15 protein-coding genes are annotated in these 16,399 nt (G+C 66.8%); 11 read left to right on the forward strand and 4 right to left on the reverse strand.

Annotation, left to right across the window (positions count from 1 at the left end):
- Positions 1-65: 65 nt before the first annotated feature.
- The gene (locus RWO33_RS13665) at positions 66-2,102 is read right to left on the reverse strand and encodes a M3 family metallopeptidase (RefSeq protein WP_314105529.1); all 2,037 of its coding nucleotides are present in this window, start codon (positions 2,100-2,102) and stop codon (positions 66-68) included.
- 112 nt (positions 2,103-2,214) lie between these two features.
- Complete coding sequence (locus RWO33_RS13670; protein ID WP_314105531.1) at positions 2,215-3,327, reverse strand: PLP-dependent cysteine synthase family protein; 1,113 nt, start codon at positions 3,325-3,327, stop codon at positions 2,215-2,217.
- Between the two features lie 102 nt (positions 3,328-3,429).
- On the opposite strand from RWO33_RS13670, the gene gloA reads away from it, so the two are divergent.
- From gloA to RWO33_RS13700, 6 genes are all read left to right on the forward strand, one after another.
- Positions 3,430-3,957 (forward strand): lactoylglutathione lyase, encoded by a 528-nt coding sequence (gloA, locus tag RWO33_RS13675; protein WP_314105532.1) that lies wholly within the window; start codon positions 3,430-3,432, stop codon positions 3,955-3,957.
- A gap of 179 nt (positions 3,958-4,136) precedes the next feature.
- The gene (locus RWO33_RS13680) at positions 4,137-4,571 is read left to right on the forward strand and encodes a VOC family protein (protein ID WP_314105534.1); all 435 of its coding nucleotides are present in this window, start codon (positions 4,137-4,139) and stop codon (positions 4,569-4,571) included.
- A 208-nt stretch (positions 4,572-4,779) separates the two neighbouring features.
- The gene (locus RWO33_RS13685) at positions 4,780-6,087 is read left to right on the forward strand and encodes a putative DNA modification/repair radical SAM protein (protein ID WP_314105536.1); all 1,308 of its coding nucleotides are present in this window, start codon (positions 4,780-4,782) and stop codon (positions 6,085-6,087) included.
- Positions 6,084-7,547: a UdgX family uracil-DNA binding protein gene (locus tag RWO33_RS13690; protein ID WP_314105538.1), complete on the forward strand. Its 1,464-nt coding sequence runs from the start codon at positions 6,084-6,086 to the stop codon at positions 7,545-7,547. The genes RWO33_RS13685 and RWO33_RS13690 overlap by 4 nt, the downstream gene beginning before the upstream one ends.
- 188 nt (positions 7,548-7,735) lie before the next feature.
- Positions 7,736-7,945 (forward strand): hypothetical protein, encoded by a 210-nt coding sequence (locus tag RWO33_RS13695; RefSeq protein ID WP_314105540.1) that lies wholly within the window; start codon positions 7,736-7,738, stop codon positions 7,943-7,945.
- The gene (locus tag RWO33_RS13700) at positions 7,942-8,640 is read left to right on the forward strand and encodes a hypothetical protein (RefSeq protein ID WP_314105542.1); all 699 of its coding nucleotides are present in this window, start codon (positions 7,942-7,944) and stop codon (positions 8,638-8,640) included. Before RWO33_RS13695 ends, RWO33_RS13700 begins: the two co-directional genes overlap by 4 nt.
- 110 nt (positions 8,641-8,750) lie before the next feature.
- On the opposite strand, the gene RWO33_RS13705 is transcribed toward RWO33_RS13700, so the two are convergent.
- Both RWO33_RS13705 and glmS read right to left on the reverse strand, forming a co-directional pair.
- Positions 8,751-9,182 carry a CBS domain-containing protein gene (locus RWO33_RS13705; protein WP_145479128.1) on the reverse strand — a complete coding sequence of 144 codons (432 nt, stop codon included), beginning with the start codon at positions 9,180-9,182 and terminating at the stop codon, positions 8,751-8,753.
- Positions 9,183-9,427: 245 nt separating this feature from the next.
- Complete coding sequence (gene glmS / locus RWO33_RS13710; RefSeq protein WP_314105545.1) at positions 9,428-11,269, reverse strand: glutamine--fructose-6-phosphate transaminase (isomerizing); 1,842 nt, start codon at positions 11,267-11,269, stop codon at positions 9,428-9,430.
- 203 nt (positions 11,270-11,472) lie between these two features.
- On the opposite strand from glmS, the gene RWO33_RS13715 reads away from it, so the two are divergent.
- The 5 genes from RWO33_RS13715 to RWO33_RS13735 all read left to right on the forward strand — a co-directional run.
- The gene (locus tag RWO33_RS13715; protein ID WP_314105547.1) at positions 11,473-12,741 is read left to right on the forward strand and encodes an efflux RND transporter periplasmic adaptor subunit; all 1,269 of its coding nucleotides are present in this window, start codon (positions 11,473-11,475) and stop codon (positions 12,739-12,741) included.
- A 28-nt stretch (positions 12,742-12,769) separates the two neighbouring features.
- Positions 12,770-13,489 (forward strand): ABC transporter ATP-binding protein, encoded by a 720-nt coding sequence (locus RWO33_RS13720; RefSeq protein ID WP_145479125.1) that lies wholly within the window; start codon positions 12,770-12,772, stop codon positions 13,487-13,489.
- Positions 13,490-13,499: 10 nt separating this feature from the next.
- Positions 13,500-14,801 (forward strand): ABC transporter permease, encoded by a 1,302-nt coding sequence (locus tag RWO33_RS13725; protein ID WP_314105549.1) that lies wholly within the window; start codon positions 13,500-13,502, stop codon positions 14,799-14,801.
- Positions 14,802-14,817: 16 nt separating this feature from the next.
- Positions 14,818-16,038 (forward strand): FtsX-like permease family protein, encoded by a 1,221-nt coding sequence (locus RWO33_RS13730; RefSeq protein WP_314105550.1) that lies wholly within the window; start codon positions 14,818-14,820, stop codon positions 16,036-16,038.
- A 1-nt stretch (position 16,039) separates the two neighbouring features.
- The coding region (locus RWO33_RS13735; protein ID WP_314105552.1) for a PDZ domain-containing protein at positions 16,040-16,399 on the forward strand (360 nt) is incomplete at its 3' end.

A 16,399-nucleotide genomic window follows, 5' to 3' on the forward strand; every position in this document is an offset into this window, starting at 1 on the left:
GCCGTTGGCCGGCCCACGCCATCCCGAGGGCCGGCCAACGGCCGGCGCTACTGTCGTTTCACCTGTCAGCCATTCATGCCGTTGTGGCGCAGCAACGCGTCCACGTTCGGCGCACGCCCGCGGAACGCGGCGAAGTTCTCCGCCGCACTGCGGCTGCCGCCGCGCGACAACACTTCATCGCGGAAGCGCCTGCCGGTTTCGGCCACCTGCTCCGGCGCTTCCTCGAACGCCGCATACGCATCGGCGCTGAGCACCTCGGCCCACTTGTAGCTGTAGTAGCCCGCCGCGTACCCGCCCGCGAAAATGTGGCTGAACTGGTGGGGGAAGCGATTCCACTCCGGCGGGCGATTCACCGCCACCTCGTCGCGCACGCGTTCCAGCAGCTGCAGCACGCTGTCCTGGGTCGGGTCGAAACTGCTGTGCAGCTGCATGTCGAACAGCGCGAATTCCAGCTGGCGCACGGTGAACATGCCGCTCTGGAAATTACGTGCGGCCAGCATGCGGTCGAACAGCGCGCGCGGCAGCGGTTCGCCACTGTCCACGTGCGAGGTCATCTGCTGCACACGGTCCCACTCCCAGCAGAAGTTCTCCATGAACTGGCTCGGCAGCTCCACCGCGTCCCATTCCACCCCGTTGATGCCGGCCACGCCCAGCTCGCCGATACGGGTGAGCAGCTGGTGCAGGCCATGCCCCATTTCATGGAACAGCGTGGTCACTTCGTTGTGGCTGAAGGTCGATGCCCTGCCCTCGGCGCCCTTGCCGAAATTGCACACCAGGTACACCAGCGGCGTCTGTACGCCCTGCGCGGTCTCGCGACGGTTGCGGCAGTCGTCCATCCACGCCCCGCCGCGCTTGCCTTCGCGCGCGTACAGGTCCAGGTAGAACTGGCCGACCAGCGCGCCCTGCGCGTCTACCACGCGGAAGAAGCGCACGTCCGGGTGCCACACCGGCGCCTGGTCCGGCTGCACCTGCAGTCCGTAGAGGCGGTGGATGACGTCGAACAGGCCTGCGAGCACCTTCGGCTCGGTGAAATACTGCTTCACTTCCTGCTCGGAATAGCTGTAGCGCGCCTGCTTCAGCTTTTCCGCGGCGAAGGACAGGTCCCAGGCTTCCAGCGCCGGCAGGCCAAGCGCGTCGCGGGCGAAGTCCTCCAGCTCGGCACGGTCGCGCCGGGCATACGGCTTGGCGCGCGCAGCGAGGTCGCGCAGGAAGCCGAGCACCTGCGGTGCGTCGTCGGCCATCTTGGTGGCGATGGAGTATTCGGCATAGCTGGCAAACCCCAGCAGCGCGGCCAGCTCGGCGCGCAGCGCCAGGATCCGGTCGATGTTCGCGCTGTTGTCCAGCTTCGCGTCGCCCAATTCGGAGGCGCGCAGCGCGTTGGCGCGGTACAGCGCCTCGCGCAGCGGGCGATGTTCGGCGTAGGTCTGTACCGGCAGGTAGCACGGCATCTGCAGGGTAAGCTTCCAGCCCGGCAGCTCGGCCTTTTCGGCGGTGGCGCGGGCGGCGGCCACCACGTCTTCGGGCAGGCCTGCCAGCTCGCTGCGGTCTTCCACGTGCAGCGACCAGGCGTCGGTGGCATCGAGCACGTTCTGCGAGAACGTCGCCGACAGCGCCGAGAGTTCTTCGCGGATCGCGCTGTAGCGGGCCTTGCCGGCGTCATCCAGTTCGGCACCGCCGAGGCGGAAATCGCGCAGTGCGTTGTCCAGCACCTTGCGCCGGGCCGGGTCGTACTGCGCCGCTTCCGGGCTTGCCGCGAGCGCGCGGTACTGCTGGAACAACGCCAGGTTCTGGCCCAGGGCACTGCCGAACCGGGTCACCTTGGGCAGGTTGCTGTTATAGGCCTCGCGCAGCTCCGGGGTGTTGACCACCGCCTGCAGGTGGCCGACCTGGCCCCATGCGCGCCACAGGCGCTCGGTGGCATCGTCGAGCGGTTCGACGAACGTGGCCCAGCTGACCGGCTGCACGGTCTCGGCCGCCTTCACCGCCGCTTCCGCCTCGGCCAGCAGGGTATCGATGGCCGGACCGACATGCGCGGGCTGGATCGCATCGAAACGGGGCAGGCCGGAAAAATCGAGCAGGGGGTTGGCGGGGGTCACAGGCATCTCCAGGCAACGGGGCCGCGTGCGCGGCGTTCCCTCACCATATGGCACTGGGTCCGGCCGGTCACAAGGCCTGGCCGCCACGGGTTCGTGGCGGTTCACCCGCCAGCCTGGCTCAGTACAGGGCTTCCAGCGCAGCGCTGGGCAGCTCGGGCAGGCCCTGCCCGGCCACGGCCCTGGCGATCACCGCGTCGGCCTGGTCCACGTCGATGCCCTGCCGCGGATACCAGTCAGGGTTGTAATAGCTGTGCGCGTAACGCTCGCCGCTGTCGCACAGGATGGTCACGATCGAACCGCCGCGCCCCGCCGCGCGCATGCGCTCGGCCGCGTGCAGCACGCCGATGAAGTTGGTCCCGGTGGAACCGCCCACGCGGCGCCCCAGCTGCCGGCTGACATGGCGCATCGCAGCCAGGCTGAGCGCGTCGGGCACCTTCACCATCGCATCGACGCTGGTGGGAATGAAACTGGATTCCACCCGTGGTCGGCCGATGCCTTCCACCCGCGAGCCGCCGTTGCAGGTCAGCTCGCGCCATGGCTCGCCGGCCAGGGCCGCACGATAGCCATCGAAGAACACCGACACTTCCGGGTCCGCGCACAGGATGCGGGTGTCATGCCGGCGGTAGCTGACATAGCGGCCTAGGGTGGCAGCGGTGCCGCCGGTGCCGGGGCTGCACACGATCCATTCCGGTATCGGGTGCGGCTCTTCCGCCATCTGCTTGAAGATGGATTCGGCGATGTTGTTGTTGGCGCGCCAGTCGGTGGCACGCTCGGCGTAAGTGAACTGGTCCATGAAATGGCCGCCGGTTTCCTGCGCCAGCCGTTCCGACGCGCCATTGAGGCCGCAGGCGCGCTCGACCAGGTGGCAGCGGCCGCCGTGGAATTCGATCGCGGCGATCTTTTCCGGCGAGGTGCTGGCCGGCATCACCGCGATGAACGGCAGCCCCAGCAGGCGGGCAAAGTACGCCTCGGATACGGCGGTGGACCCGCTGGAGGCCTCGATCACCGGGCGCCCCTCGCGCAGCCAGCCATTGGCCAGCGCATACAGGAACAGCGAACGCGCCAGGCGGTGCTTCAGGCTGCCGGTCGGATGGCTGGATTCATCCTTGAAGTACAGCTCGATGCCCGGGTGCCCCGGCAGGTCCATCGGAATCAGGTGGGTGTCGGCCGAGCGGTTGAAATCGGCTTCGATCTTGCGGATGGCGGCGGCCACCCATTCACGCTGAGACATGTCGAGGACGGGCCTGGAAGATGCAGCATTCTACGTCGCCTTGCCGCCGCCCCGCTAAAATGAACGGCCAGCCGCGTTGCGCGGCCCTCCACAGGATCCCCCATGAGCCTTGCGTCCCTGCAGTCCCAGCCCGGCGTGGCCGCCCAGCCGCCGGCCGAAACCACCGGTTTTGTTTTCAACCACACCATGCTGCGGGTGAAAGATGCCGCCGCGTCGCTGGATTTCTATACCCGCGTGCTCGGCTTCCGCCTGCTCGACCAGCGCGATTTCCCCGAAGCCGAGTTCAGCCTGTATTTCCTGGCCCTGCTGCCGGCCGGCACCCAAGTGCCTGAAGAAGACAGCGCGCGCCGCCTCTGGATGGCCGGCCTGCCGGGCGTGCTGGAACTGACCCACAACCATGGCACCGAGAAGCAGGACGGCCCGGTGTACCACGACGGCAACCGGGACCCGCGCGGCTTTGGCCACATCTGCGTGTCCGTGCCGGACATCCACGCCGCCTGCAAGCGCTTCGACGAGCTGCAGGTGCCCTACCAGAAGCGCCTGGAAGACGGCCGCATGAAGCATCTGGCCTTCATCAAGGACCCGGACGGCTACTGGGTGGAGATCATTTCCAATACTCCGCTGGCCTGATCGGCTGGTCGGGCCACGACCAACGGTCGTGGCCTACCCGGCCTGCCCGAGGCCGGTGCTGCACCCCGCCATCCATGCGTGAAGCGGTAGGTTACGACCGTTGGTCGTAACCCGACCACCACGCCCCCTGAATCCCGCCGGTGGTATACCTGCGCTCCTTCCCAGCCGAAGGACACCGCATGGACACCATGGAACTGCATCGCGGTCGACTGATCGACCACCTGCAACTGATCGTGCGCGACCTGCCTGCCAGCCGCCGCTTCTACCAGGCGGTGTTCGACACCCTCGGCATCCCGATCGCCGGCGAAGGCGATGATTACTTCTGGGCCGACGAGCTGTTCATCTCCACCGCCACCAGCGACGCCGCCGCAGGTGAACTGACCGGCCGGCATCACCTGGCGTTCCAGGCCCGCGACCGCGCCACCGTAGACGCCTTCCACACGGCCGCCCTTGCCGCCGGCGGCAGGGACAACGGCGCGCCGGGCGAGCGCCCCTATCACCCAGGCTACTACGCCGCCTTCGCCATCGATCCGGACGGCAACAACATTGAGGTCGTTTACCACGGCCCGGCCGACTACAGCGCCGACTCGGTAAAGGTCACCTTCGAACGCTGAGCGCAAAGGGTCGTCCGTCATCCGTATCGCTACCCCCTTCGTGGTTGCGCCCCCCATCACGTAGAGCCACGCCCTGCGTGGCTGCTACCCCACCGCCAGAGAACCCGTAGAGCCACGCCCTGCGTGGCTGCCCCACCGTCCCTGAACCCTTCAGCCACCCCCCACCCCAATCTCACAACATGAGATTGCCCCCCCCTACCGTGCGCGCATGGAAACCATCCGCAAGCTGGCGATCCTGGCCGATGCCGCCAAATACGACGCCTCCTGCGCCTCCAGCGGTGCGGGCAAGCGCGATTCGCGTACCTCCGGCGGCATCGGCAGCACCGAAGGCGTCGGCATCTGCCACAGCTACACGCCCGATGGCCGCTGCGTCTCGCTGCTCAAGATCCTGCTGACCAACTTCTGCATCTACGACTGCGCGTACTGCGTGAACCGCGTCTCCAGCAACGTGCCGCGCGCGCGCTTCAGCGTGGCCGAAGTAGTCGCGCTGACCATGGACTTCTACAAGCGCAATTACATCGAAGGCCTGTTCCTCTCCAGCGGCATCATCCGCAATGCCGACTACACCATGGAGCAGATGGTGGAAGTGGCGCGACAGCTGCGCGAAGACCATCGCTTCTCCGGCTACATCCACCTCAAGACCATTCCCGAGGCCTCGCCGGAACTGCTGGCCGCCGCCGGGCGCCATGCCGACCGCCTGTCGATCAACATCGAGCTGCCCACCGAAGAAGGCCTGTCCAGTTTCGCTCCGGAGAAATCCCTGCCGTCCATCCGCGGCGCGATGGGCGAGCTGCGCTGGCGGATCGAGGAGGCCAAGGAAGCCAAGGTCGCCAGCGAGGCCAGCCCCACCACGGTGGCTGCACCCGCCCCTGCCGCGCCTGCCAAACGGGCCGGCCGCGCCCGCGCACCGCGCTTCGCGCCGGCCGGGCAAAGCACCCAGATGATCGTCGGCGCCGACGGCGCCAGCGACCAGCAGATCCTGGGCGCCGCCGACAACCTGTACGGCAATTACCGCATGCGCCGGGTGTACTACTCCGCCTTCAGCCCGATCCCCGACGCCAGCCGCCTGCTGCCGGTGCAGGCACCGCCGCTGGCGCGCGAACATCGGCTGTACCAGGCCGATTGGCTGCTGCGCTTCTACGGCTATGGCGTGGATGAAATCACCGATACCACGCAGAACGGCATGCTCGACCTGGACATCGACCCGAAGCTGGCCTGGGCGATCCGCCACCCCGAACGCTTCCCGGTCGACCTCAACGTGGCCTCGAAGGAAATGCTGTTGCGTGTGCCCGGGCTGGGCGTGCGCAATGTCAAACGCGTGCTGATGGCACGCCGCCATGGCCGCCTGCGCGTGGCCGACGTGGCCCGCCTGCGCGCGCCGATGAGCAAGCTGCTGCCGTTCGTGCAGCTGGCCGACCATCACCCGCGTCGCGCATTGGATGACCCCAGCGCGCTGCGCGCGCGGCTGGCACCGCCACCGCGCCAGGCCTCGCTGTTCCCCGACGCCGCCGCATGACCCGTTGGAGTGTGCGGCTGGACCCGTCGTGGTCGGTGCAGTCCTGGCGCGAGGCCGCGCGGCGGGCGCTGCAGCACCGCGTCGCGCCGGAGCAGCTGGACTGGCTGCAGGATGGCGAAGGGTCGCTGCTGGACGCGCCCGCGCTGGCCAGCCTGTCCGCGCCTGACGTTGAAGCGACCGCCATTGCGGTGCCGAAGGCGTTCCTCGAACTGGCCGCCACCTGCCTGTGCCACCGCGATCCGCAGCGGCACTCGCTGCTGTACCGCATGCTCTGGCGGATCACGCACGGCGAGCGCAGCCTGCTCACCAACCCGGCCGATCCGGACGTGCTGCGTGCGATGGCCCTGGCCCAAGCGGTGCGCCGCGACAGCCACAAGATGAAAGCCTTCGTGCGCTTCCGCGAAGTGCCGGGCGAGGATGATGCTTTCATCGCCTGGTTCGAGCCCGACCACTACATCGTGGAGCGGGTCGCGCCGTTTTTCGCGCGCCGCTTCGCCGGCATGCGCTGGGCGATCCTGACCCCCTACCGCAGTGCGCGCTGGGACGGGCAGGTGCTGGCGTTCGGCCCCGGCAGCAAGCAGGCGGACGCGCCGGTGGAAGATGCCCGCGAGGACCTGTGGCGGACCTACTACGCGAACATCTTCAATCCTGCCCGCCTCAACACGCGGATGATGCAGCAGGAGATGCCGGCCAGGTACTGGAAGCACCTGCCGGAGGCGAGCCTGCTGCCGACGCTGGTGCGTGACGCGGGCGACCGCGTGCAGGAAATGCACGACCGCGAAGCGCAGGCGCCGCAGCGGCGGATTCCCGAGCAGCAGATCCCGGTGCGCGGCCCGGCCACCGCCGCCGGCGATTCACTCGACGCGCTACGTACAGCGGCCGCCGGCTGCCGCCGATGCCCGCTCTGGGAGCCGGCCACGCAGACCGTGTTCGGCGAGGGCCCGCAGGATGCGCAGGTGATGCTGGTCGGCGAACAGCCGGGCGACAGCGAAGACCTGAGTGGACATCCGTTTGTCGGCCCGGCGGGGCAACTGCTGAACCGTGCACTGCAGGAGCTGGGCATCGACCGCAGGACGTTGTACATGACCAATGCAGTAAAGCACTTCCGCTACGAGCGCCGCGGCAAGAAACGCATCCATTCCAAACCGCAGGTCACCCACATCAACGCCTGCCGGCCGTGGTTGCTGTCAGAGATTGAACAGGTGCGTCCGAAAGTGATCGTGTGCCTGGGTGCCAGCGCGGCACGGGCCGTGTTTGGCAGCGGCTTCCAACTCGGGCGCGACCGTGGCCAATGGCACACCCTGGAGGACGGCACGCGCGGTTTCGCTACGGTCCACCCGTCATGGGTGCTGCGGCAGGCCGCGGGGCAAGCGCAGGGGGATGCCTATCGCCTGTTGCTCGGCGACTTGGCGAACCTTTCAGATCACGTTTCGACCAACCCATCCGGCGACATAACGTAGGTAGGTCGAAACACACGAGATTGCCGTTCGCGACAATGGGCAGGGGCGAATGCGCAACGCTGCTGGAATGATTGAAGCACGCTTTCTGTGCGTTTTTTCAGGGTCCTTCCCTTTTTTGACATGCTCATCCTCCGCAGGCTGATGAAGCGCTGGGGAGGTACCACGCTGCGCGAAGGTATGCTGCGTCCATGGCTACTTCAAAATCCAGTCCGCAGTCATTCGCTGCGCAAAGGGTCGAAAGCAGACGTGTCCGGATGACTGCGGCGGACCTGCTCACCTTGAGCGATGAGGAAAGGATTCGCCGAATCTATGACATGACGCCGGAGCAGGCGGAGGCGATCATACGCAAGTCGGGCATATTGACCGCTTCCGGAAAGCTGAAGCGCGGCTACCGATGAACGATGGACATCTTCAGATCGGCTACCACGGCTGCGACGTCACTGTAAGGGACGGGCTGCTTTCCGGACGACTGTCGCCTGCGCCCAGCGGCAATCAGTATGACTGGCTTGGGCCAGGCTTCTACCTGTTCGAGGGCGATGAAGAAAGGGCGATGGCCTTCGCCGAAGCAGCGGCCAGCCAACCGCTGCGCAGGCTGACTGCCAGGCCCATTGCGACACCTGCCGTCGTGGGCTGCGTCTTCAGCGTTCACCGATGCCTTGATATGACCACCAGGGCCGGCCGCCTGGAGTTCGAAAATGCGTACCTGAACTTTCAGGCAGGCTACCTTCGCATTGGGCAGTCACTACCACTGAATGTCCCGGTGGATTCACGTGACGAAGAGATCCTCCTGCGTGGGCTGGATAGAGCAGTGATCCAATTCATACATTCAAGCCGGGAAGACGTAGCCGGGCTCGAACAATTTCAGGCCGTGCGGGGCGCCTTCCGGCAAGGCCCCGAGATCGCACCGAATTCCGGTTTTCACAGGGATAGCCATGTACAGATTGCCTTGAGAGACACCGGCTGCATCAAGGGCTGGTTTCTTCCGCCGGGTACGACACAGCTATCACCAGCAGAACTCATCAAGGCGCAAACCGCCTTACGTCTGCTGAGGGAGAGCACCGCCAAGTCCCGCCAGCGCGTGGAAGCCGGATAGACGATGGCCCGGGGGCCCTGCCCCGCCTCGCCGACCCACCGTAGAGCGGGGCTCTGCCCCGCTGCGCTTGATTCCTTGAGCGGGGCAGAGCCCCGCTCTACGGCATGCTGTCAATGCGCGGCCATGTAGATGTCCTGGAGCACCGCCTTCTCCAGCTCCAGCTCGCTGAGCAGGTTCTTGACGATGTCACCCAGGCTCAGAATGCCGACCAGCGTGCTGCCCTCGGTCACCATCAGGTGGCGGTGACGCGAGTAGGTCATCAGCGCCATGGCTTGCTTCAGGGTCGCATCGGGCGAAATGCCTTCCAGGCCCGCCGACGGGAGCGTGGAGATGACCCGGCGCCCGGCCTGCGGGCCGTCATCGGCCAGGCTGCGCACGATGTCCTTCTCGGAAATGATCCGGACCGGCACACCGTCCTTCATCACCACCAGCGCGGCGATCTTGTGCGCGCTCATCTTGTGGGCGGCGGCGCCGATGGTGTCTTCGACATCGATGGTGACAACAGCGTCTTTCTTGGATTGCAGAAGTTCGCGAACGTTCATTCTTGTTCCTGTTGCAGACTGACTAAAGCCACACGCCTTGCGTGGTGGGACCGATTGACGCAGCCAACGGCTGACACCCCGAGAATGGCACTTCGACTAGAACCGACGCTGAATGTCGCCGGTGGACCCGACTAAAGTTTTCCCGACGCCAGAAACGGCAAAGGGCGGCCCTGCCGGGTCGCCCTTTTTTTTGAAGCGTGCCCACCAACGGTGGGCACCTACCGTGGATCGACCTGGGTCCAGCGCTACTCCACCGTCACGCTCTTGGCCAGGTTGCGCGGCTTGTCCACGTCGGTGCCGCGCGCCAGGGCCGTGTGGTACGCCAGCAGCTGCACCGGGATGGTGTGCACCACCGGGCTGAGCACGCCGGCGTGGCGCGGCGTGCGGATGACGTGCACGCCTTCGGATTCGACGAAGTTGCTGTCCTGGTCGGCGAACACGAACAGCTCGCCGCCGCGTGCGCGCACTTCCTGCATGTTGGACTTCACCTTCTCCAGCAGGCTGTCATTGGGCGCGATCACCACCACCGGCATGTCTTCGTCGACCAGCGCGAGCGGGCCGTGCTTGAGCTCGCCGGCCGGGTAGGCTTCGGCGTGGATGTAGGTGATTTCCTTGAGCTTGAGCGCGCCTTCCAGGGCGATCGGATAGTGCAGGCCACGGCCCAGGAACAGCGCACTGTTCTTGCGCGCGAAACGTTCGGCCCAGATGGCGATCTGCGGCTCCATGTTCAACGCGTGCTGCACGCTGCCCGGCAGGAAGCGCAGCTGTTCCAGGTAGTCCGCTTCCTGCGCGGCGTCGACGCGGCCGTGCAGTTTGCCCAGCACCACGGTGAGCTGGAACAACGCCGCCAGCTGGGTGGTGAAGGCCTTGGTCGAGGCGACGCCGATCTCGGCGCCGGCGCGGGTGTAGCAGACCAGTTCGCTGGCACGCGGGATCGCGCTCTCCGGCACGTTGCAGATCGACAGGGTGTGCAGGTGCCCCAGCGACTTGGCGTACTTCAGCGCTTCCATCGTATCCAGCGTTTCGCCGGACTGGGAAATGGTGACGATCAGGTGCTTGGGATTGGCATACGCGGCGCGGTAGCGGTACTCGCTGGCGATCTCCACGCTGCACGGCAGGCCGGCGATGGCCTCGATCCAGTAACGCGCGGTGAGGCCGGCGTAGTAGCTGGTGCCGCAGGCCAGGATCTGCACGCCTTCGATGCCCGACAACACCGCTTCGGCATTCTTGCCGAACAGCTCGGCGGGGAAGCCACCGGCGTCGATCGCCGCTTCGATGGTGTCGCCCAGCGCGCGCGGCTGTTCGTGCACTTCCTTCTGCATGAAGTGGCGGTACGGGCCCAGCTCCAGCGAGGCCAGCGACACGTCCGACTGGTGCACGCCACGGTCCACCGGCAGGTTGTGTTCGTCGTACACCTGCACGCCGTCGCGACGCACATCCGCGGTATCGCCCTCTTCCAGGAAGATGACGTTGCGGGTGGAGGAAATCACCGCCGACACGTCCGAAGCAACAAAGTTCTCGCCCTCGCCCAGGCCCACCAGCAGCGGGCAGCCCATGCGCGCGCAGACGAAATGGTCCGGCTCGGCGCGGCTCATCACTGCCAGCGCGTAGGCACCGGTCAGTTCCTTGACCGTGCGCTGCAACGCCGACAGCAGGCTGTCGCCGCCCTTCAGGTGGTAATGCATGAGATGGGCGATGACTTCGGTGTCGGTCTGCGACTCGAACACGTAGCCCAGCGCGCGCAGCTTTTCGCGCTGCTCTTCATGGTTTTCGATGATGCCGTTGTGCACCAGCGCCACGCCATGGCTGATGTGCGGGTGGGCATTGGCTTCGGTCACCCCTCCGTGGGTCGCCCAGCGGGTGTGGCCGATGCCGAGCGTGGCATCGAAACCTTCGGCGGCGGCGGCCTTCTCCATTTCCGCCACCCGCCCGGTGCGGCGCACCCGGCGCACGTCGGCCTGGACCTGGGTCTGGTCCAGCACCGCGATGCCGGAGGAGTCGTAGCCGCGGTATTCGAGGCGCTTCAGCCCTTCGATGAGTACCGGCACCACATCGCGATTCGCAATCGCACCCACAATCCCGCACATAGTTTTGAATCCCTGCTGTCGATGACGCATTCTAGCGTGGGCCGCCCTCCGGCCCCGGACCTGTCCGCTTAACAAAAGTGTCCGCTGCGGTGTCCGCGGACACCCGGACAGCCGTCCCCCAACTGCAACCTGTTGTTTTTAAACGCCATAAAGTTGGCACGACGCGTGCTTGGTATATCGCAACCCAACCGCGACCGAGCCCGATGATCCGCGACACTTCCGCACAGGACCAGACCTTCTCCTCTCCGGCAACGGCGGCGCCGTGGAAGCGCTGGCTGTGGCCGGGCGTCGCCGCGCTGCTGGTGCTGCTGGCGATCGGCTTTGCCGCCCGCGCCTGGCTCGGCGCCAGCCGCTCGTTCGACAGCGCGCGGGTCCGCATCGCCGAGGTCAAGCAGGGCGACCTGGTCCGCGACCTGGCCGCCGACGGCAAGGTGATCGCCGCCAACAGCCCGGTGCTGTACGCGATCTCCGCCGGTACCGTGGACCTCAAAGTGGTCGCCGGTGACGTGGTGAAGAAGGGCCAGGAACTGGCAGTCATCGACAGCCCGGAACTGCGCAGCAAGCTGGCCCAGGAGCGGACAACCCTGGCCGGCTTGGAAGCCGAAGCCAGCCGCTCGCTGCTGGACGCCACCCTGGCCAGGGCCAAGGCCAGCAAGGAAACCGACCAGGCCAACATCGAACGCCAGGCTGCTGAGCGTGACCTGCAGCGCTACCAGCGCGGCTTTGATGGCGGTGCGGTGCCGCAGATCGACCTGGCCAAGGCCAACGACACCCTGAAGAAGGCCGACATTTCACTGGCCAACGCCCAGACCGACGCCCGCCTGCAGGGCCAGGGCGCGGATCTGGACGCGCGCAACAAGCGCCTGCTGGCCGACCGCCAGCGCGCGGTGGTCGAGGAAGTGCAGCGCCAGGTGGATGCCCTGACCCTGCGCGCGCCGTTCGATGGCCAGGTGGGCCAGGTCCAGGCGACCCAGCACACCCAGGTGGCAGCCAATGCCCCGATCCTGGGCGTGGTCGACCTGTCGCGCTTCGAAATCGAGATCAAGGTGCCGGAAAGCTTCGCCCGCGACCTGTCGATCGGCATCCCGGCCCAGCTCACCAGCGGCAGCGGCCAGCCGTTCCCGGGCGAGATCAGCGCGGTGTCCCCGGAAGTGGTGGCTGGCGAAGTCAACGCCCGCATCCGCTTCACCGACAAGCAGCCGCAGGGCCTGCGCCAGAGCCAGCGCATGCAGGCCCGCGTGGTGCTCGATACCCGTCGCAACGTGATCAAGGTCGAGCGTGGCCCGTTCGTGGAACAGGGCAACGGCCAGGCCTACGTCATGGATGGCAGCACTGCGGTGCGGCGTCCGGTCCGGCTGGGCGTCAGCAGCCTGGGCGAAGTGGAAATCCTTTCCGGCCTGCAGCCCGGCGATCGCGTCGTGGTGTCCGGCAGCGATCTGTTCGGCGATGCCGAGCGCGTGTCCGTCAACTGAACCCCCTACCCATACAAGGAATACAGCCATGCTTGAGATGCGCTCGGTCGCCAAGGTGTTCCGCACCGAACAGGTGGAAACCCATGCCCTGCGGTCGCTGGACCTGCACGTCCGCGAAGGCGAGTTCGTCGCCGTCACCGGTCCGTCCGGTTCGGGCAAGACCACCTTCCTCAATATCGCCGGGCTGCTGGAAACGTTCACCAGCGGCACCTACCTGCTCGACGGCCAGGACGTGAGCAAGCTGGGCGATGACGCGCGCAGCAAGCTGCGCAACCAGAAGATCGGCTTCATCTTCCAGGGCTTCAACCTGATCTCCGACCTGAACCTGTTCGACAACGTCGACGTGCCGCTGCGTTACCGCGGCATGGCCGCGTCCGAGCGCAGGCAGCGCATCGAACATGCGCTGCAGCAGGTCGGACTGGGCTCGCGCATGAAGCACTACCCCTCCGAACTGTCCGGCGGCCAGCAGCAGCGCGCCGCCATCGCACGCGCCCTGGCCGGCAGCCCGCGCCTGCTGCTGGCCGACGAACCGACCGGCAACCTGGACAGCCAGATGGCACGCGGGGTGATGGAGCTGCTGGAAGAGATCAACGCCGCCGGCACCACCATCGTCATGGTCACCCATGATCCGGAGCTGGCCGCGCGTGCCCAGCGCAACGTGCACATCGTCGATGGCCAGGCCACCGACCTGGTGCGCGAACCGGTGCTGGCCACCCCGCGCGTCGCCCTCGCCACCGTCAACGACTGAGGCCCTGCCCATGTTCGCCTACTACTTCCGATTGGCGCTGCGCAGCTTCCGGCGCAACCGGGTGCTGACCGCACTGATGGTGATCGCCATCGCGCTGGGCATCGGCGCCTCGATGACCACGCTCACCGTATTCCACGTGCTTTCCGGCGACCCGATCCCGCAGAAGAGCGACCGCCTGTTCAACGTCCAGGTCGACCCGCGCCCGATGATCGGCTACCAGCCGAGCGAGGAACCGGAGGAGCAGGTCACCCGCTACGACGGTGAAACCCTGTTGCGCGAAAAGAAGGCCAAGCGCCAGGTGCTGATGACCGGCGGCGGCGTCACCGTCGAACCGGACGGCAGCACGCTGCGCCCGTTCACCACCGACGCGCGTTACACCTCGACCGACTTCTTCGCCATGTTCGATACGCCGTTCCTCTACGGCCAGGGCTGGAAGGGTGAGCAGGATGAGGGTCGTGGCCGCGTCGCAGTGATCTCCAAGGCGCTGAACGACAAGCTGTTCAGCGGCCAGAACAGCGTCGGTCGCCCGCTGCGCATGGACGGGCATACCTTCAACATCGTCGGCGTGCTCGACCAGTGGAACCCGAACCCGCACTTCTACGACCTGGAAACCGGCCGCTACGGCGACAGCGAAGACATCTACGTGCCGGTGTCCACGGCGCTGGACCTGAACTTCGGCCGCAACGGCAACATGAACTGCTGGGACAACTCCAACGGCGAGGAGACCGCGCTCAATGCGCCGTGCGTGTGGATGCAGTACTGGGTGGAGCTGGCCTCGCCGGCCGACGCCGCCGACTACCGCGCCTACCTGGAAAACTACTCGGCCCAGCAGAAAGCGGCCGGCCGCTTCCAGCGCCCGTCGAACGTGCGCCTGCGCAACGTGATGGAGTGGCTGGATTTCAAGCAGGTGGTTCCCAGCGACGTGCGCCTGCAGCTGTGGCTGGCACTGGGCTTCCTGGCCGTGTGCCTGATCAACACCGTGGGGCTGCTGCTGGCCAAGTTCCTGCGCCGCAGTGGCGAGATCGGCGTGCGCCGCGCCCTGGGCGCCAGCCGCGGGCAGATCTTCCTGCAGTCGCTGGTGGAAGCGGGCACCGTGGGCCTGGCCGGCGGCTTGCTGGGCCTGGGGCTTGCCCTGCTCGGCCTGTATGCGGTGCGCCAGCAGCCGGTGGACTACGCCAAGCTGGCCGTACTCGACGGCAAGATGCTGCTGCTCACCTTCGGCCTGACCCTGGCCGCCAGCCTGCTGGCCGGTTTCCTGCCGGCGCTGCGCGCCATGCAGGTCACGCCCGCCATCCAACTCAAATCGCAGTAAGGATCCGGAGCACATCATGGATATCCGTCCCATCCTGACCACGCTGCGCCGGCACAAGACCGCCGCCGCCCTCATCGTGCTGGAAATCGCGCTCACCTGCGCGATCGTCTGCAACGCGCTGTTCCTGATCGGCCAGCGTCTGGAGAAGATCAACCAGCCCAGCGGCATCGCCGAGCAGGAGCTGCTGGAAGTCCGCCTGGGCGGCATCGGCGCCCAGGTCAACGCCACCGCACGCACCCGCGAAGACCTGGCCGCGCTGCGTGCCCTTCCCGGGGTCAAGAATGCGGTGGCGATCAACCAGCTGCCGTTCCGGCGCAATTCGTGGAACACCAGCCTGTCGCTGATTCCCGACCAGGAACGGCCGAACTTCAACGCCGCGCAGTACTTCGCCAGTGAAGGCACGCTGGACACCATGGGCCTGCAGCTGGTGGCCGGCCGCGACTTCCAGGGCGACGAGTACGCCAACCTGGAAGACGTGGAGAAGGACGCCACGGTGGAGCAGCGCGGCTCGGCCGTGATCCTCACCAGCAAGGCTGCCAACAACCTATTCCCGGATGGCCAGGCCGTGGGCAAGACCATCTATACCGGCCGCATGCCGCTGCGCATCGTGGGCGTGGTGAAGGAACTGGCGCGGCCGGTGACGGTGGAGGCCGATACCGGCTACTCGATGATGCTGCCGGTGCGGATCAACTACGACATGGGCCTGTACCTGATCCGGGTCACCGACCCCACGCGTCGCCAGGAAGTGCTCAACGCCGCCGTGGCCGCGCTGGAGAAGGTGGACACCAACCGCATGGTGCGCGGCAAGCTCACCTACCAGGAACAGCGTGCAAAGTACTTCCAGAACGACCGGGCGATGGTGGGGCTGCTGATCACCGTGTGCGTCGCGCTGCTGGTGGTGACCGCACTGGGCATCGTCGGCCTGGCCAGCTTCTGGGTACAGCAGCGCACCAAGCAGATCGGCATCCGCCGTGCGCTGGGCGCCACGCGTGGCCAGATCCTGCGCTACTTCCAGACCGAGAATTTCCTGCTGGCCACGGTAGGCATCGTACTGGGCATGCTGCTGGCGTACTCGATCAACCTGTGGCTGATGGGGGCGTACGAGCTGCCGCGCATGCCGATCACCTACCTGCCCATTGGTGCAGTGCTACTGTGGCTGCTGGGCCAGATCGCCGTGTTCGGGCCGGCCCACCGCGCCGCCGCGGTACCGCCGGCCGTCGCCACCCGGAGCGCCTGACATGACCGTTTCGCCCATCCGCATCACGCTGGCTGCCCTGCTGCTGATCAGCACCACCGCCTGCGCCGAAAGCACCCAGACCGAGTCATCGCGCATGGACTGGCGCCAGGATGGCGCGCGCCTGACCCTGGAGTCCGGGCAGGGCGTGGTGAGCGTTACCGCCGCGTCGCCGGCCAGCCGCTTCGGCGTGCAGGCCGGCGACCAGGTCCTGCGCGTGGACGGCGTGCCGGTGCGCAAGGTGGGCGAGCTGACCGACGCACTATCGGCCAGCGACAACGCCAGCGTGCCGGTCACGGTGCGCCGCGGCGGTCGTGACCAGGTGGTCAGCGTGCCGACCGCAGCATGGCGCGCGGTGCAACCG

Origin of the sequence: uncultured Stenotrophomonas sp. (genome assembly GCF_963519925.1) — a bacterium.
Taxonomy (GTDB): Bacteria; Pseudomonadota; Gammaproteobacteria; order Xanthomonadales; family Xanthomonadaceae; genus Stenotrophomonas; species Stenotrophomonas maltophilia_AE.